Source organism: Terriglobus saanensis SP1PR4 (assembly GCF_000179915.2).
Lineage (GTDB): Bacteria > Acidobacteriota > Terriglobia > Terriglobales > Acidobacteriaceae > Terriglobus > Terriglobus saanensis.
In genome coordinates this window covers 2,423,733-2,444,888 of the sequence record NC_014963.1, presented here as the reverse complement: position 1 = coordinate 2,444,888, position 21,156 = coordinate 2,423,733, and the positions used below count along the sequence as shown (strand labels likewise).

The window sequence follows — 21,156 nt, the reverse complement described above, 5'->3', positions numbered from 1 at the left end:
AAGGGGCTGCGTAAACTTAAGACATGGATGAGCAAAGCGCACTATGGGAGCGGGTGGCACAGGGGACACCGATCCCGCGACTTTACGGTGTGCTGGATTTGATGGCGGTGGAAGGGCGTGGTCTGGATTTGTTTGATGTGGCGAAGGCATGGCGCGACGCTGGCGTGAAGCTGGTGCAGTATCGTGACAAACTTTCACCTTCGATGGTGATGATTGCGCATGCGGTTCGGCTTGCGGAGATCTTTCGTGGGACGGACACCCTTCTAGTGTTGAATGATTCTCCTGCGATGGCGCGCGATGCCGGGCTTTGCGCGGCACACCTTGGACAGACGGATGGCACGGTGGAAGCGGCTCGGCGAGCGGTTCCTTATATCGGTGTCTCGACAAATACGGAACGTCAGATCCGAACGGCGGACGGCGCTGCCTGCACCTATATTGCGATTGGACCAGTCTTTGAGACGAGGACGAAGGTCGATGCAAAGTCGGCCGTCGGATTGGCCGGCGTGCGGTCGGCTCGTGCCCTAACGAAGAAGCCTTTGGTGGCCATCGGAGGCATCAAGTTGGAGAATGCTGCTTCGGTGCTGGAGGCTGGAGCCGATTCTGTGGCGGTGATTTCTGCGTTACTGGAGGGTGGAAATCCGGTGACGCAGGCGCGAGCATTTTTACGAATAGTTGAGTAATCAACGCGCGGTTGGAACTCCTGTACAAGACTTTCTTCGCATCTTCGAGTAGAACTGACGCAATGGAAAATTCTGCTTCGTCTTCGGTAAAGCCTGAGTTTGTAAAAGGGCTAGGTCTATTTTCTGCGACCGCGATTGTGATGGGCTCGATGATTGGGTCGGGTATTTTCATCGTCTCGGCAGATATTACAAGGGGCGTTGACTCTCCGGCGTTGTTGATCGCAGCGTGGCTCGTAACCGCAGTGATGACGTTAATCGGGGCCTTGAGCTACGGCGAATTGGCTGCAATGATGCCGAAGGCGGGTGGGCAGTATGTCTATCTGCGCGAGGCGCTCGGTCCGCTCTGGGGATTTCTATACGGATGGACGTTGTTTCTCGTGATCCAGACGGGAACGATTGCCGCGGTGGGTGTGGCGTTCGGCAAGTTCTTTGGCGTATTTGTACCCAGCGTAAGCCAGTCGCACTGGCTTTGGCATGCAGGTACGGTGCCGGCCTGGCATGTGGGGCCGATGGTTCTGGGCAACATGGAGATCGGCCTGAACACTGCGAACCTGGCGGCCATCCTGATCATTACGTTTCTCACGCTGCTGAACAGCTTTGGCGTTCGGCTGGGTGCTCTGGTGCAGAACGTGTTCACGTCGGCGAAGGTCTTCGCGCTGCTGATGATTGTGCTCTTTGGGCTGCTAGCAAGGAACGCGACAGCAATTGCGGCGAATTTCACGGGCGGGCACTTCTGGCATAACGCTGGATGGGGTACATTGCATCCGGTCACCGTGGGTATGGGCGGCCCAACGGTAATGGTGGGCATGCTAACCGTGGTAGCTGTGGTACAGGTAGGGTCCTTGTTTAGCGCGGATGCCTGGAACAATGTGACGTTTACTGCGGGTGAGATTCGGAATCCTCAGAAGAACCTGCCGTGGAGCCTGGCGTTGGGAACGGGTGTGGTGTTGCTGCTCTATATCCTTTGCAACTTTATCTACCTGGCTGTGCTGCCGCTCCATGGCGTCGCGGACGCGGGAACGATTGTGGGGCGGGGAATTCAGTTTGCAAAAGAAGACCGCGTTGCAACGGCTGTGATGGAGCAGGCATTCGCAGGGTATGGGGCGAAGATCATGGCCCTGGCGATCCTGATTTCGACGTTTGGATGCGTAAACGGGATGCTTATGAGCGGAGCCCGTGTTTACTATGCGATGAGCAAGGACGGGCTGTTCTTCAAGTCGGCAGGCAAGCTGAGCGCGAAGTCGAACACGCCGGTGGTGAGTCTCTGGGTCCAGTGGTTCTGGACCTGTGTACTTTGCCTGAGCGGCAGCTACGGACAACTGCTTGATTATGTAATTTTTGCCGTACTGATCTTCTACGTGCTGACGATTGTAGGGCTGTTTGTTCTGCGTCGGACGAGGCCCAATGCGGAACGGCCCTACCGCGCAATCGGGTATCCAGTGCTGCCCGCTATATATATTGCGATGGCTACGTGGATCAGTGTTGTACTCTTACGCTACAAACCTCAATACACATGGCCCGGCCTGGTGATCGTATTGCTAGGTGTTCCTGTTTATTTTGTGTGGGGGCGTATGAACGGTGCTGAGTCGATTTCAAGGAATAACGAGGCCTGATGGCAAATTTGTTTGCACGTAAGACGATGGAAGCTCTGATGAGCGAATCACAGGAGCAGGGATCGCACACTTTGAAGCGAACCCTGGGACCTTTTGCTCTCACTTCCATGGGTATTGGCGCCGTCATCGGCGCCGGTATTTTTGTATTGAGCGGAATTGGGGCACATTCGGCAGGGCCAGCTTTGATGCTGGCCTTTGTGCTGAGCGGTCTGGGATGCGCGTTTGCGGGACTTTGCTATGCGGAGTTCGCGGCGATGATTCCGCTGGCAGGATCGGCTTACACGTATGCCTATGCGACGCTGGGCGAGCTGTTTGCCTGGATCATCGGTTGGGATTTGACGCTCGAGTATGCGATGGGCGCGAGCACGGTGAGTTCGGGCTGGTCCAACCATTTTGTGGAGTTTCTGGATATCTTTGGCCTGCACTTTCCTCTGTGGCTGGCATATGACCACTGGACCGGTCTGCGGACGGCGATGGACATGGTTGCGCGGGGGATCCTGGAGAAGACGCAGCCGGGATTGGTTGCTGGATCGAAGAGCTTTGCCGACGCTCTGGGCGCGCTCGTAGCTCATCCCACGGACGCGATGGTGGTACAGGCTCACGCGCTGCTGAATGCACCGAAGATTTTTGGCGTAGAGATTGGCTTCAACCTCCCCGCATTCCTGATTGCGCTTCTGATCACGGCAGTGCTGGTGGTCGGTGTGCAGGAGTCGGCGAAGTTCAATTCAGCTATCGTGATGGTTAAGCTGGCGGTCGTGCTCTTCGTGCTCGGACTTGGATCGCACTATGTGGACCGCAACAACTGGGGCCACGACTGGCACAGCTACGCGCCCTTTGGTATGGGGGGTATCGGCCTGGCGGCAGGGCTAGTGTTCTTCAGCTATATCGGCTTCGATGCGGTGTCGACGACGGCGCAGGAGGCCAAGAATCCTCAGCGCGATCTGCCCATCGGTTTGATTGCGTCACTGGCGATTTGCACGGTGCTGTATATCGGTGTGGCCGCGGTGCTGACGGGGATGGTGTACTGGCCAAATATCAACCTTGAAGCTCCGGTGGCACGCGCGTTCATGGAGCATCACCTTGTAGTGGCTTCGCATATCATCACAATCGGCGCGCTGGCGGGTCTGACGTCAGTAATGCTTGTGATGTTGTTTGGACAGAGCCGCGTACTCTACGCGATGGCGCGCGATGGACTCCTTCCTGCAAAGTTTTTCGGAGCGATTCATCCCCGCTTCCGTACACCCTGGAAGGGAACTATTCTGGCAGGCTTTCTAGCGGCGATTGTAGGATCGGTGACACCGATCGACGATATCGGCAAGATGGTGAACATCGGAACGTTGCTGGCATTTGTCATTGTGTGTATTGCGGTGGTCGTACTGCGCCGCGCTGATCCGGATCGCGTTAGACCCTTTCGTGCGCCATTGGTCTGGCCTATACCGGTCGTGCCGGTTCTGGGTGTGCTCTTCAATGGCTACATGATGGTGAAACTTGGGCCAGCGAACTGGATTCGTCTGATCGTGTGGCTCATCATTGGTTTGGTCATTTACTTTGCATACAGCCGAAAGCATAGCCGGGTCCAGAAGGGCTTGTTGCCGGAGCCTCCAACGGAATAGTCAACGTTTGTTTTGCGAGCCAGTGGATTTCCACTGGCTCGTTGTATTTAAATGCAGAATTGTTGTGTCGAATTTGAGAGTGCACTACTACTTTGTCATCCCGTAGCTAAAAGCGAAGGGATCTGCTTTTCTTCCTGACGAATCCGGTTTGTGCGCTCCGCGCGATCCCACCCTTTTCGAGCAGATCTCTTGGCTACGCTACGGGATGAGAAAGCCGGTTGGGGCCTCTGGACAGAGCGGATGCATTGACTTACCTTTCATTCTGCGGCTGTGTGAAACGTTTGCAGGTCGCCAAAGGGGCTTGAACGGATGCAGAATTTCGATCGTCGACGATTTCTTACCGCCGCGGCTATGAGTGCAGCGGCTACCCAGCTTCCTATGACGGCTTTTGCGGCACAGGGCAACGGCCGAACGATTGGCCCGAACGACACCATTCAGTTTGCTCTCATCGGCGCGGGCATCCAGGGGCAGAGCGATACGAAAAATGCCGTACAGGTGCCGGGTGTCAAACTGGTGGCTGTGGCGGATTGCTATGACGGTCGGCTGGCACACTCCAAGGAGCTTTGGGGCAACGACATCTTCACGACGCGGGATTATCGCGAGATCCTGGCGCGCAAAGATATCGATGCAGTCATCGTGGCAACGCCGGATCACTGGCATAAGCAGGCTTCCGTGGACGCCATGCGGGCGGGCAAGGACGTCTACTGCGAAAAGCCGATGATCCATCTTTACTCGGACGGGCCGGAGATGATTGAGACGGCGAGCAAGACGGGTCGCATTCTGCAGGTAGGAAGTCAGCGCGTGAGTTCCGTGGTCTATGCCAAGGCGAAGGAGTTGCTGGCGTCCGGTGCGATCGGGCAGCTCAATATGGTGACGGCGCGGTGGGACCGCAACTCTTCGAATGGCGCATGGAATTACACAGTGCCACTGGATGCGAGTCTTGAGACCTGCGACTGGCCACGGTTCCTGGGAACGGCTCCGAAAATCCCCTTCAATGCCGAACGGTTTTTCCAGTGGCGGAAGTGGCATGAATATGGAAGCGGCGTAGCAGGTGATCTCTTTGTCCATCTCTTCAGCGGAACGCACTTTATTACAGGAAGCCATGGACCCACACGCGCGATGGCGACCGGCGGCCTGCGGTTCTGGAAGGACGGGCGCGACGCTCCGGACGTGATGCTGGCGCTCTTCGATTATGCAGAGGGTTTTAATCTGAGCCTGCGGGTGAACTTCGTGGACGGTGGTGATGAGAGCGAGGGATTGCTCTTTACGGGTTCTGAGGGCACTATCGATATCGCCGGAAACAGCCTGACGCTCAGCAGAGTTCCACGCGAGTCGGAGCCGGGGCTTTCGATTGGGACCTATACGGATGCGATGCAGAAGCAGATCACATCGGAATACCGGAAGAAGTATCCATTGCCGCATCCTCTGACTGCGCCTGTGGCAGGTTCGGAGAAGTTTGTGGCTCCGCGTGGATACAACGATGGCTATAACCACTTTGTGAACTTCTTCGATTCTGTGCGTACGCGGAAGAATCCGGTAGAGGATGCGACGTTCGGCTTCCGGGCCGCAGGTGCTGCTTTGCTGAGCAATCTGAGTCTGCAACGTGGGGCAGTGGTGAAGTGGGATCCAAATGCGATGAAGTTGGTTTAATCGAAGGTCCGGATGTCTCTACATGCACGATGATGCCATGCATGTAGAGACACAGATTTGTCATCCCGTAGCGAAGCGAAGGGATCCGCTTTTTCCTCACTGATATAGTTTGTGCGCTCCGCGCGACCCCACCCTTTCGCGATGAAACCGCGAAAGAATGGGGCACAGGGCTAAGACTTTGGCACTGGAGTGGATGTGGGTGCAGATGCCGGTGGTGTTGGCTCTGGCGTAGGAGTCGGTGTCGTGGCGGGGGCGGCGGGCGCTATGTTTGTTGCGGGATCAGGTGCCGGCGCGGCTGCTGGAACAGGAACAGGAGGTGGCTCAGCGCCCGGAACAGCCACCGTGGCGGGTGTAGCCGGATCGTCGCGCAGCGTGAGATAAAGCTTAGAGTGATCGCCCGTTACCGGGACGGTAAGCGAGCCTGCGGCATAGCCCGTGGGGACTGGTTTTGCAGAAGCTGCGTCCGCCGTCGTCCCGACGGACGAAAGCAGAAAGAGATTGCTCCCCGTCAAAGTGCAGTCTGTGGCCGTGCAGGTGATGTTGGTCAGCGCGGGAGTGCGGACAAGGATGCCGAGAGGCATCCATTCCCCAGTGGTGCCGTCATCGGCCACAGGACGCATCTGCAAAGGTCCAAAGGCGGAGGGACCGAAGGCCTTCAGAGGAGTGATGGTCGCAATCGCAGTTTTCTCATCCTGCAGAACGAGCGAAGCGTCGGCAAGCGAGAGCATCGTCTTGACCGATCCGTCCACAGTGCTGACTTCAATCTTCTGCGTGCGTGGGAATGCCTTGTCCGACTGCACGACGAAAGTCATCGGAGCCGTGACATGGATCGCTTTCTCATCTCCAAGCGTGATGGGCATGGTCTTATCCGCGGCTTCCGGAGTAGAGGTCTTGGAGAGCAGCGTGAGTCCTGGGCGGGCCGACTGCAATGTGATCTTGACGGGCATCGTGCGTCCGTCGCGGAGTTTTGCCTGGGCTGTGGCCTGATCGGCAGGTGAGACGCCTTTCTCTGCCGTGAGTTGCAAGGAAGGGCCGCTGGCTGATTTCTCCGGTTTGAAGGTGACCCCTTCGATCTCTACCATCTCGACGTCTCCGAGTTCCGCGCCGGTCAGCACTGCCGTGCGATCGCCCGGGTGCATAGCGAGTTTCTCCAGATGGATGGCTCCGGTGTATCCCTTGAGATCAAGTTTGTCTTCCGTTGTCGAGCCAAACTGGCGAATGTGCAGGGAGTATCCTCCGGGGCTGATGTTCTTCAGAGCAACGTGCAGTTCCAGCGTGTTGGCAGGCGGGGTATCCGAGTTCGGTGGGGCCGGCGCTGGTTTGAAATCAACGTCTACAGGGCGACCCTTTTCCGTAGTGATTTGGATACGGTCGATACAGGCGGTCGCGGTGCCACTCAGAACAAGCTGGTTATCCTGTCCGGCGGTGAGCTGATTGTTTCCGACGATCTTCCAGTCCTTGCCGGGAAGCTGCTGGATCGCAATGGTTGGACCTTCAAATGCATCGAAGCCCCAGAAGCCATGCACCGTTCCTTCGGTCGTAAGTCCCTTAGGAGCTGATGAAGTCTCAGCGGGCTTGGCATCTCCTGCATCATGCAAAGGCTTCCGCGCAGACGCATTGCGGTCAACTTCCAGTCCACCTTCGAAGGCGTCCGGTTTGAGCGGCAGATTGCCGCCCTCTTTCAGGCGAAGAACGAGGTCGTGCGCAAATCCAGTCGAGAAGACCAGCGGAGCGCCTTCCAGAGGGAGAATCATCTTCGGCTGGAGTAGGCAAGCGACCTGATGTGCATCGTGCGGACGCAGTGGCGGTGGAACGGCCTTCTGGATCGCGGGCAGACCGATCACAATCACCGACTTGGGATTGAGAAACGAAGGAGGAGCGTTGAGGCGCAGATTCAGCGTCTGATTTTGAGGGAACTGAATGGCGGGAATGTACTGGTACTGCGCGGTATGGAGGCCGCTCATGAGGCGGACGGCATCGACGATTGCCCCGACATAGGCGGAGTAGACGCCAGCGCCGCCGAGGGGCGTCGCTGCCGCTGCGTTGATAAAGTCTGACGAGGTTCCGTTAGAAAGCATAGCCGCGACAGTCTGTCCGTGGCCATCTTCCAAGAGTGTCTGCGATCCGGATTGCCGAAGGCATGTGACCTGCTGATCTACGGGAAGCTTAAAGCAGTCAGGATTCGGCTTCAGGTTGAGCGTGGCTGCCAGCTTCTGGGAGTGCTCGGCAATGGCTTTCTGGTCGTCCTGTGGAACTGTCCGCATCGCATCGAGATAGCGCTCGATACGCGCCTGTTCAAAGGAGGCCTCGTTCAGATCCGCCGAGGCGCGGATGAAGATACCAGGGCGGCCTTTCACTGCGGACTTCAAGGTGGAGAAGTCGCCGCCGGTCTCTGGAGCTACAAAGAGAAGCGCTTGCTGCGCTTCTTCCGGAACGGTAATGGTCACGCCCTCTGCACGCGTCTTTTTATCCCAGGTCTCCAGGCGAGTGAACCAGATATCCGGAGGGGGATTGGTGGTGCCGCGTAGGAAGACCGCCACGAGCAGCAGATGTGCGGATTGCGTGGGCGGAAGGTCAGGGTGCAGCCATATCTTGTCACCCGGCTGCAGGTTCGGCACCTGGGAGATCGGGAGCACGGTGTCTCCGCGCGTCACCTTGACCTCGATCTTCGGTCCGGACAGGTCAAAGCGTGCGGTATCGGCGGCTTGCAGGTTCGGCGCAAGAAGAACAAGCAGGGCAAGGCAGGGAAGCAGCTTTTTCATATCTTCCCCTTAGACGGTGTTTCGGCTTGCGCAGTCTCCTTTGGGAGATGCTTTTGAGTGAGAATCGTGCTTTGCCCGTTTCGTTTCAACGAAAGGATGGGTATTTTGGTGACTGCGATCGGAAGAGGGAGTCTATGAGCTCAAAACGAATCGTCCAGTGCTGTTGCTGTATTGCAGGAGGTGGCCCCGCGGGCATGATGCTGGGGTATCTGATGGCGCGGGCAGGCGTGGAGACCGTGGTGCTTGAGAAGCATAAGGACTTTCTCCGCGATTTTCGAGGAGATACCGTTCATCCCTCCACGACGCAGATTATGCAGGACCTCGGGCTGCTGGAGGAGTTCCTGAAAGTGCCTCATCAAAAGGTGGACCACCTGGGCGGGGATTTTGGCGGGGAGAAAGTGACGCTCGTTGACTTCTCGCAACTCAAGACGCCGTGCCCGTATATCGCCTTCATGCCGCAGTGGGATTTTCTTAATTTCATCGCCGAAAAGGGAAAGCTCCTTCCAAAGTTGACGATTCTGATGGAAGCCAATGTGACGGCCCTTCTGCATGAGAGTGAACGTGTGGTGGGGGTGCAGGCGGAGACTCCCGAGGGGCCGATGGAGGTTCGCGCCACGTTGACGGTCGGAGCGGATGGGCGAAGCTCCACGGTGCGTGCAGCAGCCGGTCTTGTGGTGGAGGACGAGCACGCCGCGATTGATGTCTTCTGGTTTCGTGTGGAGAAGAACGACGCGGAGATGGAAGGGGTCTCGATGCATTCCAACGGTGGCAAGTTCCTGATCACGATTGATCGGCAAGCCTATCTTCAGTGTGCATATGTCGTGAATAAGGGTGGGGCGGAGGAGATCCACGTCCGTGGGTTGGAGGCTTTTCGCCATGATGTTGCCGTCGCAGCACCAGAGCTTCGTGCTTCGGTTAACGAGCTAGCGAAGTGGGATGATGTGAAGCTGTTGAGGGTCTCTGTCGATCGCTTAATCAAGTGGAGCGCGCCTGGGATGCTCTGCATCGGCGATGCCGCTCATACTATGTCTCCTGTGGGAGGTGTCGGAATCAATCTGGCGGTGCAGGATGCGGTGGCTACGGCGAATCTTCTGTCCGTGCCGTTGCGCGAGGGCCGACTGACCGATGCCATGGTGGAGAAAGTGCAGGCGCGCAGGCTTTGGCCGGCGAAGGTTGTGCAGACGTTTCAAGGTGCCGTGCAGAAGAACTTGTTGAAGCCTGCGCTGGCAGGAAAGTTATCGAAGATGCCTTTAATATTTAGGATCGCTTCGCGTTCGCGGTGGATGCAGGGGATGGCCGCTCGTTTTGTCGGTCTTGGTGTACGCCAGGAACGGGTCCGTTGGAAGGCTTTTTAGCCCAGAGAACGCAAGGATCGTTCGGAGCTTGCGGGTTCAGGTCCGTAGTGCTTCAATCAATTCAGTGAGAAGACTTCTCTCCATGCTGCTGTTGGCCGTCTTCGGCCTGCCTCTCGCGTCGCCGCTCTTTGCCCTGAGCCGTAACGCGGAGGAGCACGTGCCTGCCTGTTGCAGGCGCGGAGGCAAGCATTTCTGTGCAGGGGGCGGGGCAGAGAAGCGTTCTTCTTCGCAAGCCCCTCAATTCAATCGTCCTGCCGAGATGTGTCCTTTCTCCTCGCAGGCATCGGTGATCGCTCACCATGCAGTGCGTCCTTCAAATTCCAGTGCTATTTTCGCTTCGATCGTGAGCCACCCCTGCGGGTCGGCACAGACCGAGTCTAAGTGGCGGATCTCCCGCGACCGGAGCAGGCTCAAGCGTGGCCCTCCCGCTCCTGTTCTCTCCTAATCCTTTCATCCTGAAATTCTGAAGGCATCACCCCTATGTTCTTTCGCCGAAAAGCGTCTGCGCATTGAAGAGGGGTGCTCAGAACATTCAATGGAATGTTCCTGCTAGGCGAAAAAGGTCCGAGATCGAGCGAGCTGTGCGTGTAGTGTTTCGAAAATTCGCAAAAGACAGAATACGGTGGAAGTCGGCGCTTCTGCTCGTTCTCATTCTGTATCCGCTGGTGGCTCTGGCTGCGACGCCGAAACGTGCTGCAGAGATTTCATTACCAGCGTGCTGTAGAGCGCATGGGAAGCATCATTGTTCAATGGACGCCGATGCCTTCGGAGCAAGTCGTGCTCCAGCGGTGTCTCGCATCTCGGAGCGGTGCCCTTTTCAGGGGGGCAGCCCAGCTCCGCATTTCTCGAATGACTATGGTGCACCTTCTGATCTCTCGAACGCCGTTGCTCTTGCAAGCGATCAGCGGGTCGAGTTGCGGCGAAGCATCGCCACGCGCTATCTCGCGTCTTACGCGCACCCGAAACGTGGACCACCCGGCTCCAGCGATTACTCCCATAAAGCCTAACAAGGGACGCTGCGGTATGGCCGCAGCCCAACGCTGGAGAAGACAAATGTTTCGATCTGGATGTATTTTCTTGAGTGCCGTGCTGGCTTCCTCTACCCTGGCTTTCACGCAGGGAACTTTGACGACCGCTTCCGTGACGGGGAGAGTACTTGATCCGAGTGGTGCCGCAATTCCGCAGGTCAATATCTCGGTATTAGAAGTCGCTACAAATCAAGCAAGAACCGTGGAGACGGACGGCCAGGGACGCTTTCGTGTTCCTTTCCTGCCTGTGGGCACTTACCGGTTCACCGCGCAGCCGAAAGGGTTTGCAGCAACGACTCGCGAGATTCAGTTGACGGTAGGGGGCGCCTTCGACCTGACGCTGCAAATGGAGGTGGCCGAAGAGAAGACCGCGATCACGGTTGCCGCGCAACCGCCTGTGGTGGAAGAGAACCGCAGCCAGATCTCGGAGACCGTCCTGCAAAGAGAGATCAACGACCTTCCGTACAGCGGTAGAAACTTCCTGGATCTCGCGCTGCTTGCACCGGGTGTAAGCCCTACCAATACGGCAAGCGTTCAAACTTTCGCGGAGACGGCTCCGGTCGTAGGCCAGGGCTATTCGATCAACAGCCAACGCAACTTCTCCAATAGTTTTGTCGTGGATGGACTCTCCGCAAACGACGATGCTGCCGGTCTGGCGGGTAATTCGTATGGGCTGGATGTGATTCGTGAGTTTCAGGTGGTGACTTCGGGAGGGCAGGCTGAGTTTGGTCGCGCGCTTGGAGGATACTTCAATATTGTGACGCGCAGCGGCAGCAAGGATGTGCACGGCACGGTGTATGGGTTCCTTCGCAATCAGAGGCTCAATGCGCAGAACGCTTTGTCGCAGAACAAGCTTCCGCTCACACAGGGCCAGTACGGGGCGAGTCTTTCCGGGCCGATCCGGCGGGAGCGGACGTTTCTCTTCGGCAACTATGAAGGTCGACGCATGAATACCGCAGGCGTGATTACGATCAATCCGGTGCAGGCGGCTGCAGTCAACACACGGCTCGACACAATCGGTTTCACCGGGCCACGACTGACTGTGGGAAGTGGAGCGACCACGCTCTATCCCACAAACGTTCACACCGATAACGGCTTTCTTCGTCTGGATCATCGATTCAGTGATTCCGACCAGTTGAATGTCCGCTATAGCTACTACGGGCTGGCAAGCATCAATGCGCGCGGTGCCGGGAGCCTGGCGGATGTGAGTTACGGCACGGCGGTGCAGGATACAAATCACACTGTTGCGATCAGCAATATCGCAATGCTCACTCCACGAACCTTCAACGAATCGCGTGGGCAGTTCACCTACGACAGCTTGAACGCGCCGTCCAATACGCAGAACAGCCCCGCAGTGACGATCAGCGGCGTGGCAACCTTCGGACGCTTTTCTTCCTCTCCAACGGCACGTTTGAACTATCTCTATGAAGCAGTCGACAACCTGGTAATGCAGCGTGGAGCGCACACCTTCAAAACAGGCGTGGACTTCCTGTTCAACGACGACACGATCACCTTTCCCATGTCCATTGCGGGATCCTATACGTTCGCGTCTTTGGCTGCGTTTCAGACGAGTGGAACGTCGTACGCTTCGTTCTCGCAAAACTTCGGCACGCCCTTTGTGCAGCAGAACAATCCCAACATCGGCGTGTACATGCAGGATGAGTGGAAGGCGACGCCTTCTTTGACTTTGAATCTCGGCGTCCGCTATGACCTGCAGTTTCTGCGGACCATTAGTACGGACAAAAACAACGTTTCACCGCGCGTCGGTTTTGCATGGTCGCCGTTTGCGAACAAGGGAACTGTTGTGCGCGGAAGTTTTGGTTTGTTTTACGACCGTGTGCCTTTGCGTGCTCTGGCGAATGCTCTGTTGTCCGCGAATAACACGACCGATCCCTCGCATGGCCGCTTGCTTCAATACACCTATGTTCCTGGAGACACGGGTGCTCCGACCTTTCCAAATGTTTCGACCACACCGAATCCTGGCTCCAAGATAAGCTACGCATTGATGAACCCGAACATTCAGAATGCTTACTCTGAACAGGCGAGTCTTGGTGTGGAGCAGCAGATCAATCGAACGGGCACGCTCGGTATCAGCTATCAGCACACGCGGGGACTCCATCTGCTGTCTTCGCTGAATCGCAACATCAACCTGGACGGCTTCAGGCCTGACGCCACACGTGGCAACATCAAGCCGTACGATTCGGTCTTCGATTCGTACTATGACGGCCTGGCTGTTTCTTTTCTGGAGCGGCCTGTCTCATGGGGTTCTGCGCGTGTGTCCTATACGTGGTCGAAGGCCATCGACGATGTCGGCGAGTTCTTCTTCAGCTCGCCGATTAACAACTTCGATCTAAGTGTGGATCGCAGTCGTTCCGACGACGATCAACGGCACCGCCTGGTCTTCGATGCGACGTTGAATTCGCCCATGTCGCATGCCAAGAACGTGATGGCGCATCTCACGCATGGCTGGCGTCTGGGAGGCATCGTGCAGTACTACTCGCAACTTCCTTTCAATGTAACGACGGGCGGACAGACCAAGCAGCAGACGACGCAGCGGCCTTGTATCGCAGCAACCGGTTTGAGCGTCGCTCCGAGTGGAGTCACCAATGCCTGTACAGAAGGCCTGAAAGGTTTCGTCATCGGACGGAATGTCGGGACGGGTTTTGATTTCTTCGCGTTGAACGCGCGGCTGAGCCGAACCTTTTCGCTGACGGATCGCGTTCACCTGGAGGGCATTGCCGAAGCTTTCAATGCACTGAACCATCGCAACGACATGATTCCGAATGGAACCTTCGGCACGGGAGCTTACCCTGCATCGCCGAATACCTCAGGCACACCGTTTGGAGGTGCGACTGCAGTGGGCGATCCAAGGAGCGTACAACTGGCTGCGCGCATCAGCTTCTAGCTGGGCTGAACCGGGCTCCATCTTCCACGTGTTCTCAACGAGGAGATGGAGCTAAGGGACCGGCAAAAATTCGGTTGTCGCGGGAGAGCTCAAAAGCATCTTCACAGATTCAAGAAGTCTGTATGGGCCATCCAGAACGTTCAAAATGGTTTCTTCTTTGAGCTGCTCCGCCCAGGGAGAAAAGGTAAGTCGGAGGATGGGCATATGTGGGTTCGCGTCCGTGACGATTGCGAGCGCGGAGCCCACATCCTCATCGGAGAGAGTGTGACACAGCAAGACCAGGTCGGCTTCGTCCATGCAAATGGTGTGGACCAGGTCCGCGATGGAGGAGATACCGCGCCCCTGAAATCCGGTAGTTTCCAGAACAAGAAGTCGGGTTTCCATGAGCGTCGCGTTACGCCCAAAGACCACGATCTGTTTTTTTGTTGTGGACACGACGCCTGCACTTCCGTTGAACGGACAGATCCAAGCATAGCGAAGAAAATGAAGTCTCTTCGCCCGCCTACGTGCACTACTGCTGAAGGGGTTGAACCATCCACACAGGATCTACGAATCTGCGGTATACGGAAGCAGTCCTGCCGCTCGCAGATCGGATCGGGTTGCGGAGATCGCGACCGAGTATCGACCGCCATGGGTAATGGCTCCCGATAGCGCTTCTACATGCTCCTGGGACAGCCATAACTGGTTTTTCAAACGAACGATCAAGTTGGAGTATGCAGTTTCTCCATGATGGAAGAGAGCGTCATCCGGCTGTCCCTTCACAAAAAAGATCACCGTGGCGGGCTCGGGAGGAAAGCCCATAAAGATGAGACGCCACTGTTCTGGGGGTTCTAGAACCATTTGTTCACCATCTTTCTACTGCGGTGCGTGTCAGAGGGATGAAATCTCTTGAGGACGCCTTTTCTCGAGGTTTTATAAACCGGGTGTCCACATCTTCCGCATTTCCACGGAAAGAGATGAAGAAAACTAGAAAGGAAGTATTGGCCTCTCCCGCGCCGGACGGAACGGATAAAGTGGCCGCCGCAATACAGGCAGGTTTCTTTCAGGCTAAGTTTCAAGACTCTTCTGCCTGGCGGGCGGATACGATTGCCCGTACGGTTTCGATGAGTCGATAGGGACCCTTCGTAATATCCAGAATTCTCTCATTTCTTATCGCTATCAGCCACGGGAAGATGGTCAATCGCAGCACAGGAACATCCGGAGCCCACTGACCGGCTATCTTTAGCGCGGATTCCATGTCGTCTTTAACAAGGCTGTGACCTAACAAGATCAAGTCCACTTTGCTCGTACAGAGGGAATTCACTAATGCCTCGACGGAGTAGACGCCGCGAACTTGAAATCCCGAAGTTTTCAAAACAAGAAGTCGGGTTTCCATAAGCGCGACATCGCGTCCGAAAACAACGATCTGTTGAGTTGTAGTCAAATCGCACTTTTACTAAGCAGGGCCGGGAGAAACCCAAGCATACCGGAGGGAACGAAGTCTCTTAGCCTGAAGACGTGCACACTCTGCACATTGCGAAAGGCGAGTCCGTCGATAGGCGCTGGATGTGTTAGGACAATCAGCAGCGATCGCGATGGCGTTCGTACAACAATGGCCACAGGCGGCAAGACACGAGAAGTCAGGTGTCTCTTGTCTCTGCAAGAGATATGTTGATTAAGATCATTAGTCGATGCGGCAGAAATCGAATCAACGGTATAACACAGTGTCAATAACATGCAGTCGTGGATGACAATCTGGATCGCTACCGCGTTTTACGATCAGGCTCTAATTTGCTGGGGCGGCGCTGGGGGAGATAAGACGCGCCCCACTGATTTAGAGCGATCAAGACGGGCTGCAGGGATCGTCCCTTATCGGTCAAGACGTATTCGTGGTATGCGCTTCCGTCCGACGCGGGAATAATTTCCAGGATGCCGTTGTCTACCAATTTGTGCAAGCGGGCGCTTAACACATTTTTCGCCAATCCAAGACTCTGTTGAAACTCCGTAAATCGCTTCTTGCCTTGGAAGGCGTCTCGGAGGATGAGGATAGACCACCACTCGCCAATCAGGTCCAGGGTGCGCGCAATCGGACAGGGCGATTCTTTCATGCTTTTACGTTGCATAGTGTTTGGGCTTCCGCGTTCCTTGCTACTACCCACCAAGAGAAGATCAGTTGCATTATTATACCGAATTTGCGATGCTGCTATTTGGTTGCATTATTAAACCACCATGCCGATGAGAAATGGAAATGATGAACGATGACGCGCTCGTAGAGAATCAAAGAATTTTGTCTGCCATCGAATCGGTCGACAACGCGACCTCAGCGAATCCGCTCGACGGATTTCAGAAGACGGAGCGCAACGACAACAATTCAAGCCCAAAGATGCGCGCACGAACAGCTATGTTGCAGGGGCCGATCCTCTCTACGATCGTCAAGCTGGCCTTACCCACTATTGTTGTCTTGCTCGTCCAGACATTGGTGGGAGTTGCGGAAGTCTATTACGTAGGCCTCCTTGGCGTAGTGGCACTCGCGGGTACTGCGCTTGTCTTTCCATTCTGGTCACTGATGACGATGGTGTCGAACGGAGGAATGGGAAGCGGGGTATCTTCCGCGATTGCTCGCGCAATCGGGGCAGATCGTCATGATGACGCAGATGCGCTCGTATTCCATGGGCTGGTGCTTGCGATTGTTCTGGGATTATTTTTTTCAATCGGCGCGTGGCTGTTTGGACCGACCCTGTTCTCTTTACTGGGTGGGCGTGGCGAGGCGCTCGGTGTCGCGATTCGCTACTCACGATATATCTTCGCTGGCTCCATACCGATCTGGGTAGTTAGTCTTCTTACCTCTGCTCTTCGTGGCGCCGGTAACATGCGTGTTCCTGCGGTCGTTACCCTTACAGGGGCGGTTGTTTTGATTCCCGCCTCGCCTGCACTTATTTTTGGGTTTGGGCCCGTTCCCAGATTCGGTGTTGCCGGGGCAGGAATAGCCATCGGTAGTTACTACACAATCGCTTCTTTGTTGCTGCTCCGGTATATGACATCGGGCCGTTCGGGTCTGAAGCTTACCTTGGCGCCGCTGCAATGGCGTCTCTTTGCAGACATCCTGCGTGTTGGTCTTCTAAGCACGATCGCGATTATCCAGACAAACCTCACGGTCATTGCGGTCACGGGAGCCTTCGGCGTGTTCGGGATACATGCCCTTGCAGGGTACGGTATTGCATCGCGTCTGGATTACTTTCTTATTCCGGTATTGTTCGGGCTAGGGACGGCCTTACTGACTATGACGGGCGTGAACATTGGAGCGGGTCATGTACACCGGGCCAGGCGCATCGCATGGATGGGCGGCGGACTTGGCGCGTTAATCATTGGACCGCTTGGTCTCGTTATCGCTCTCTACCCAAATCTCTGGCTGCATCTTTTTAGCCATGAAGCGGCGGTGATCCTGCTGGCTGCAATCTATCTTCGTCGAGTTGCGCCCGTCTATGGTCTGCTCGGCTTTGGTTTCTCGCTAGGCTTCGCCTCTCAGGGCAGCGGACACATGTTCTGGCCCTTTGCAGCCGGAACAAGCCGACTGCTTATTGCGGCCGGTTTGGGGTGGCTGGCAGTCGCACATTTCGGTGCAGGTATCGCGACACTTTCTCTCATCGGAGCTGCCGCTATTGTCGTCGATGCTTTCGTCTGCTCAATTCCTATGTTCAATGGAAGCTTCGGAAATTCTGCGTCCACTTGAAATGTCCGCTTTGTACGTACAGTGGCGCTGAAAGAAATAAACGGAGCGCCTGTGGAGCGCATCGCCTTGTAAGTTGCAGATGTGATGGTGGACGCGGTAGGAATCGAACCTACAACCTGTCGATTAAGAGTCGAATGCTCTGCCAGTTGAGCTACGCGTCCAGGTTTAGCCTTCATGGATCTCGGGAAGATCCGCGCGAAAAGTATTGATTCGCTGGGCTGATTTATACAAACTATACCACATCTCGCCGCATGATTCTGCTGGCGCTTCGGTCCGCAGGTTAAGAAATCCCTCGCTCCTGCGGACCATCGGAACACGATTAACCGATGAAGTCGACCTTTGTCTTCTGAGCGATGACGCCACGATCATAGCCCATCTCGTACAAGAGGCGGATGGCCTCGCGACCGTCTTCACCATAGTTGAGTGTGCGCTCATTCACGTACATGCCAACGAAACGGTTGGCAAGCGAAGGTTCGATGTCGCCCGCGAACTGCATGGCGTAGCTGAGAGCTTCCTCGCGATGGTCGAGAGCATGCTGGATGCTGTCACGCACGGCATGCGTGGTGATGTTCATTGCTTCTTCGCCGAGTGAGCGACGGATGGCATTGCCTCCGAGAGGGAGGGGAAGGCCAGTCTGCTCGCGCCACCAGTTGCCGAGGTCGAGGACCTTCTTCAGCCCGTTGGCAGCGTAGGTCAGTTGGCCTTCGTGGATCAGGAGGCCGGCATCGAAATGTCCGGCGAGAACGGCGGGAATGATCTCCTGGAACTGGACGTTCGTTGTTTCAACCTCCGGAGCAAAGAGTTTCAAAGCGAGGTAAGCGGTCGTGAGCTCACCGGGGACAGCGATGCGCACTTTGCGGACTTCGTCGGGCGTGAAGGGCTTCTGCGAGACGATGATCGGGCCGTAGCCATCGCCTACGGATCCTCCGCAGGCCATCAGGGCATATTCGGACTGCATGTAAGGATAGGCGCCAAAGGAGATGGCGCTGACGTCGAAGAACGGGTCTTCAATGGCGCGATGGTTAAGCGTTTCGATGTCCTTCAGGGTGTGGTGAAACTTATAGCCAGGGACGCGAACCTTGTTCGTGGCAAGGCCATAGAACATGAAGGCATCATCGGAGTCGGGGCTATGTGCGATGGAGATCACGCGGGTGTCCGCAGTGGTCTCTAATTTAGCGTCTGCTTTAGTTTTCGTCTTCGGATCTGTAGGACTGAGGCTCATCTGCTGCTTTCTAAGAATGCTGCGTAAGGAAATTAGTTACGAAAGTTGGGTAGAGCGGAGGCGATGCCAGCGGCGGCGCAGATCTTAACCACTTCGCCTGGAAGGAAAGGGGCTACGGAGGCGATCCAGACAGCGTGGGCCGGAGCGTGTGTCAGGGTAGCGAACCATACGGCACCGCTGAGGAACACGAGGGCCATGGCGGCGGTGCCCGCGAGGGCGCCAGCAAAGAACGTTCGCCGGCATGCGAAGAGTGCACCCGCGATGGCTGCGGCAAACGGGTAGGACATCAGGTATCCACCAGTCGGACCGAGGAGCTGAAGCAGACCGCCGGGCCCATGTGTTGTGAAGACGGGCGCGCCGGCCAGGCCTTCGAAAAGATACGCTGCGGCCGCAGCCGAGCCAGCAACTGGACCGAGCATCATACCCATGAGGATGACGGCAAAGGGCTGCAGGGTCATCGGGACCGGAGAAAAGGGAAGTGGGACCGCGATATGAGCACAGATTGCGATGAACATCGACCCGGCAATGACGAAGACGGTGTTCCATACGATGCTGTAGGCTTTGGCGGGTGCGGCGGAGTATTTGCCTGCGACGTTGATGGACATAGTGATCTTTGTTCCTCGGTTTGGATTCAATTCAACGCGCGAAGCCGTTAGTCCCGTTGGCTTTGCGATTGTTGAGGTCGGGTCTGACGGAGACCGGAGGTCTGCGCGTGGAAAGGGGAGAAAACTGCTCTTGCGACAGGCGAGAGGCGAGGCCTGAAGCGAAGTCTTCCCGAGGATGGGGGCCTTGCTGCGGACGCCCAGCCTGGGCGTAGGAAACAAAAGTCTCCGGAGCATGATGCGCAGAACGAGAACGCCTGTTCGTACGCTGAATATGTTTTGTAATCGAGATCGCGGCCCAGATCAGAGCAGAACAGGAGAGCACCGCGATGGCGAAGAGAATCTGCATAGGCCGTGAGCAAGGATACCAAAACCGTAGAGGTTCCGAGCTTGATTCCCCTATGCAAATCGTGGGAGCTAAAGGTTGATGCCAGGGGAAGTTCAGGTTCTACTGAAAGCTGTCATGAATCCAAGAGTGAGCCCATCCCTTTCGTTGCATCGTCTTACCTCTGCCGCAGCGCGCATGGGAGAAAAGGCGTATCAACGTCGGCGGAGAATGGCGACTGGTGCTGTGGGCGTTTTAGCACTAATGCTTGGATATCATGTCGTCTTCGGACGGAATGGCCTGACGGCTTTCCAGCAGAAGCGTATGGACACCAAGAGTCTGGACGCGCAGTTGGGCGATCTGACGAAAGAAAATGAGCGTCTACACGCGCACGTGGAACGCCTCAAGAGCGATCCCAATGCGATTGAGCATGAGGCACGCGAAGAACTCCACTACACGCGTCCCGGAGAAGTGATCTATACCCTTCCCGTCGAGCCTGCGAAGCACTAGCGGTTCCCTAAACTCCATCAATCTACGTCGAGCGAGCCATCCAGATCGACGATGAGAACGTCTTTCTGCACCTGCATCGAGTGAATCTTAAGGTTTGTCAGCTTCATGGCATAACCGGTCGACTGCAGCGACGTGGCGAGCAGACTGCGCAACATATCGGCGGCGTTGACCTTCATCTGCTGGGGCAGCTTGCGACTCAGAAACGGGACGACGAGAAAATCCAGCTCCTTGTTGCCGGTAAAGCGCTCGATGCGCGCATCGCGAAAGCCGATGGTTTCTCCCTCCGCGTCGGGGATGAACGAAACGTCTGCCTGCGTGTTAAAGCCTAGGCCAACGCACTTGCCGAACATGCCTGTGCCCAGGCGCGAGTTGGTGCGTACATGGACGACGACGCGGTCGTCCTGAAAAGAGACGTGCGGTTGGTCGGCATAGACGAAGCAGGCGGAATTTGGATCTCCGCGCATGTAGTAACGACCTTCAATGTTGGTGAAGAGCTGCGCCTGCAGCGTGCGTTCGAGAGCCTTCGCCGTGATGCGGAGTTCCAGAGCCCTCGCGGGAACGGAAGCTAGCGCGAGCACCAGACCGGCGAGGAGGGTAAGAAGATGCCGCTTCACCGTGGGGTCACGCGGCTACTGCGCGATATGTGCGGTGGGAGCCGCGGACGAGGCGGTGGTGGTCTGCGGCGTCTGTGGTCCGAGACCCAGCTTGATGAGAGCGCGCGAATCCGGAACGAGCTTGCTCTGCCAGCCGTTGTCCGATTGGAGCTTTTGCATGGCTGTCTCACTTGCAGAGTCCCAGTGGCCGGTCGGTTCTCCCGACATGTAACCGGCTTTGATCAGAGCGGATTGAATCTGTGTCGCACGGGCGTCTTCGATCGCGCGCGGATGCGATACGGCTTCTGCTTTGTGCTTGGAAGCCTTTGTCCCGCGCTGTGAAGCTCTGCCGGAGGTGGGTCCGCGCCGTGTTCGAACAGCTTGGGATGGGGTTGAAGAGATCAGGGCGAGCAAAAAGAGAGCAGTGAGAGTAAATGGGCGCATGGTAGCGAGCGACCTCGGGGAGGAGTGTTTCAGGGTTCCTGTCACTGTTTCAAGTTACAGAAAGCGTGCGTCCTCTACAAGAGGCCGCGGAAAGTAAAAGGGGCCGGAGACATGTGTCTCCAACCCCTTCTGCAACGTTCAGAAC

Annotated in this window: 17 protein-coding genes and 1 tRNA gene; 9 read left to right on the top strand and 9 right to left on the bottom strand. The window is 56.4% G+C overall.

What is annotated here, in order from left to right:
• Positions 1-23 precede the first annotated feature (23 nt).
• The 4 genes from ACIPR4_RS10155 to ACIPR4_RS10140 all read left to right on the top strand — a co-directional run bounded on the left by ACIPR4_RS10155 (position 24) and on the right by ACIPR4_RS10140 (position 5,556).
• Positions 24-680: a thiamine phosphate synthase gene (locus ACIPR4_RS10155; protein WP_013568575.1), complete on the top strand. Its 657-nt coding sequence runs from the start codon at positions 24-26 to the stop codon at positions 678-680.
• Between the two features lie 62 nt (positions 681-742).
• A complete protein-coding gene (locus tag ACIPR4_RS10150) occupies positions 743-2,293 on the top strand; it encodes an APC family permease (protein WP_013568574.1) in 1,551 nt (516 codons plus the stop codon).
• Positions 2,293-3,906 carry an amino acid permease gene (locus ACIPR4_RS10145; RefSeq protein ID WP_013568573.1) on the top strand — a complete coding sequence of 538 codons (1,614 nt, stop codon included), beginning with the start codon at positions 2,293-2,295 and terminating at the stop codon, positions 3,904-3,906. Before ACIPR4_RS10150 ends, ACIPR4_RS10145 begins: the two co-directional genes overlap by 1 nt.
• Before the next feature lie 309 nt (positions 3,907-4,215).
• A complete protein-coding gene (locus ACIPR4_RS10140; RefSeq protein ID WP_041586034.1) occupies positions 4,216-5,556 on the top strand; it encodes a Gfo/Idh/MocA family protein in 1,341 nt (446 codons plus the stop codon).
• Positions 5,557-5,726: 170 nt separating this feature from the next.
• On the opposite strand, the gene ACIPR4_RS10135 is transcribed toward ACIPR4_RS10140, so the two are convergent.
• Positions 5,727-8,318 carry a hypothetical protein gene (locus ACIPR4_RS10135; RefSeq protein WP_013568571.1) on the bottom strand — a complete coding sequence of 864 codons (2,592 nt, stop codon included), beginning with the start codon at positions 8,316-8,318 and terminating at the stop codon, positions 5,727-5,729.
• A 134-nt stretch (positions 8,319-8,452) separates the two neighbouring features.
• Here ACIPR4_RS10135 and ACIPR4_RS10130 point away from each other — a divergent pair, with 134 nt between their 5' ends.
• Both ACIPR4_RS10130 and ACIPR4_RS10120 read left to right on the top strand, forming a co-directional pair.
• Positions 8,453-9,673, top strand: a complete 1,221-nt coding sequence (locus ACIPR4_RS10130; protein WP_013568570.1) for an FAD-dependent oxidoreductase — start codon at positions 8,453-8,455, stop codon at positions 9,671-9,673.
• A gap of 1,053 nt (positions 9,674-10,726) precedes the next feature.
• Entirely contained in the window at positions 10,727-13,606 is a 2,880-nt protein-coding gene (locus ACIPR4_RS10120; RefSeq protein WP_013568568.1) for a TonB-dependent receptor, read from the top strand.
• Positions 13,607-13,657: 51 nt separating this feature from the next.
• Here ACIPR4_RS10120 and ACIPR4_RS10115 read toward each other — a convergent pair whose 3' ends face one another.
• Together ACIPR4_RS10115 and ACIPR4_RS10110 are read right to left on the bottom strand one after the other, a co-directional pair.
• The gene (locus ACIPR4_RS10115; RefSeq protein WP_013568567.1) at positions 13,658-14,041 is read right to left on the bottom strand and encodes a hypothetical protein; all 384 of its coding nucleotides are present in this window, start codon (positions 14,039-14,041) and stop codon (positions 13,658-13,660) included.
• A gap of 111 nt (positions 14,042-14,152) precedes the next feature.
• Positions 14,153-14,446: a hypothetical protein gene (locus tag ACIPR4_RS10110; protein WP_013568566.1), complete on the bottom strand. Its 294-nt coding sequence runs from the start codon at positions 14,444-14,446 to the stop codon at positions 14,153-14,155.
• A 116-nt stretch (positions 14,447-14,562) separates the two neighbouring features.
• Between ACIPR4_RS10110 and ACIPR4_RS22720 the strand changes: the two genes are divergently transcribed.
• Positions 14,563-14,721, top strand: coding sequence for a hypothetical protein (locus tag ACIPR4_RS22720; protein ID WP_187290279.1), 159 nt, complete (start codon positions 14,563-14,565; stop codon positions 14,719-14,721).
• A gap of 627 nt (positions 14,722-15,348) precedes the next feature.
• On the opposite strand, the gene ACIPR4_RS10100 is transcribed toward ACIPR4_RS22720, so the two are convergent.
• Positions 15,349-15,708: a winged helix-turn-helix transcriptional regulator gene (locus tag ACIPR4_RS10100; protein WP_013568564.1), complete on the bottom strand. Its 360-nt coding sequence runs from the start codon at positions 15,706-15,708 to the stop codon at positions 15,349-15,351.
• Positions 15,709-15,833: 125 nt separating this feature from the next.
• Between ACIPR4_RS10100 and ACIPR4_RS10095 the strand changes: the two genes are divergently transcribed.
• Positions 15,834-17,315, top strand: coding sequence for an MATE family efflux transporter (locus ACIPR4_RS10095; protein ID WP_013568563.1), 1,482 nt, complete (start codon positions 15,834-15,836; stop codon positions 17,313-17,315).
• Positions 17,316-17,400: 85 nt separating this feature from the next.
• Here ACIPR4_RS10095 and ACIPR4_RS10090 read toward each other — a convergent pair.
• The 3 genes from ACIPR4_RS10090 to ACIPR4_RS10080 all read right to left on the bottom strand — a co-directional run bounded on the left by ACIPR4_RS10090 (position 17,401) and on the right by ACIPR4_RS10080 (position 19,142).
• Positions 17,401-17,476 (bottom strand) — tRNA-Lys (locus tag ACIPR4_RS10090).
• A gap of 158 nt (positions 17,477-17,634) precedes the next feature.
• Positions 17,635-18,537, bottom strand: coding sequence for a menaquinone biosynthesis family protein (locus tag ACIPR4_RS10085; protein WP_013568562.1), 903 nt, complete (start codon positions 18,535-18,537; stop codon positions 17,635-17,637).
• Positions 18,538-18,569: 32 nt separating this feature from the next.
• Positions 18,570-19,142, bottom strand: coding sequence for a biotin transporter BioY (locus ACIPR4_RS10080; RefSeq protein ID WP_013568561.1), 573 nt, complete (start codon positions 19,140-19,142; stop codon positions 18,570-18,572).
• A 472-nt stretch (positions 19,143-19,614) separates the two neighbouring features.
• Between ACIPR4_RS10080 and ACIPR4_RS10070 the strand changes: the two genes are divergently transcribed.
• Entirely contained in the window at positions 19,615-19,974 is a 360-nt protein-coding gene (locus tag ACIPR4_RS10070) for an FtsB family cell division protein (protein WP_245536507.1), read from the top strand.
• A gap of 17 nt (positions 19,975-19,991) precedes the next feature.
• Here ACIPR4_RS10070 and ACIPR4_RS10065 read toward each other — a convergent pair whose 3' ends face one another.
• Together ACIPR4_RS10065 and ACIPR4_RS10060 are read right to left on the bottom strand one after the other, a co-directional pair.
• Complete coding sequence (locus tag ACIPR4_RS10065) at positions 19,992-20,588, bottom strand: hypothetical protein (protein ID WP_013568558.1); 597 nt, start codon at positions 20,586-20,588, stop codon at positions 19,992-19,994.
• A gap of 15 nt (positions 20,589-20,603) precedes the next feature.
• Complete coding sequence (locus tag ACIPR4_RS10060; protein WP_013568557.1) at positions 20,604-21,011, bottom strand: peptidoglycan-binding domain-containing protein; 408 nt, start codon at positions 21,009-21,011, stop codon at positions 20,604-20,606.
• Between the last annotated feature and the right edge of the window lie 145 nt (positions 21,012-21,156).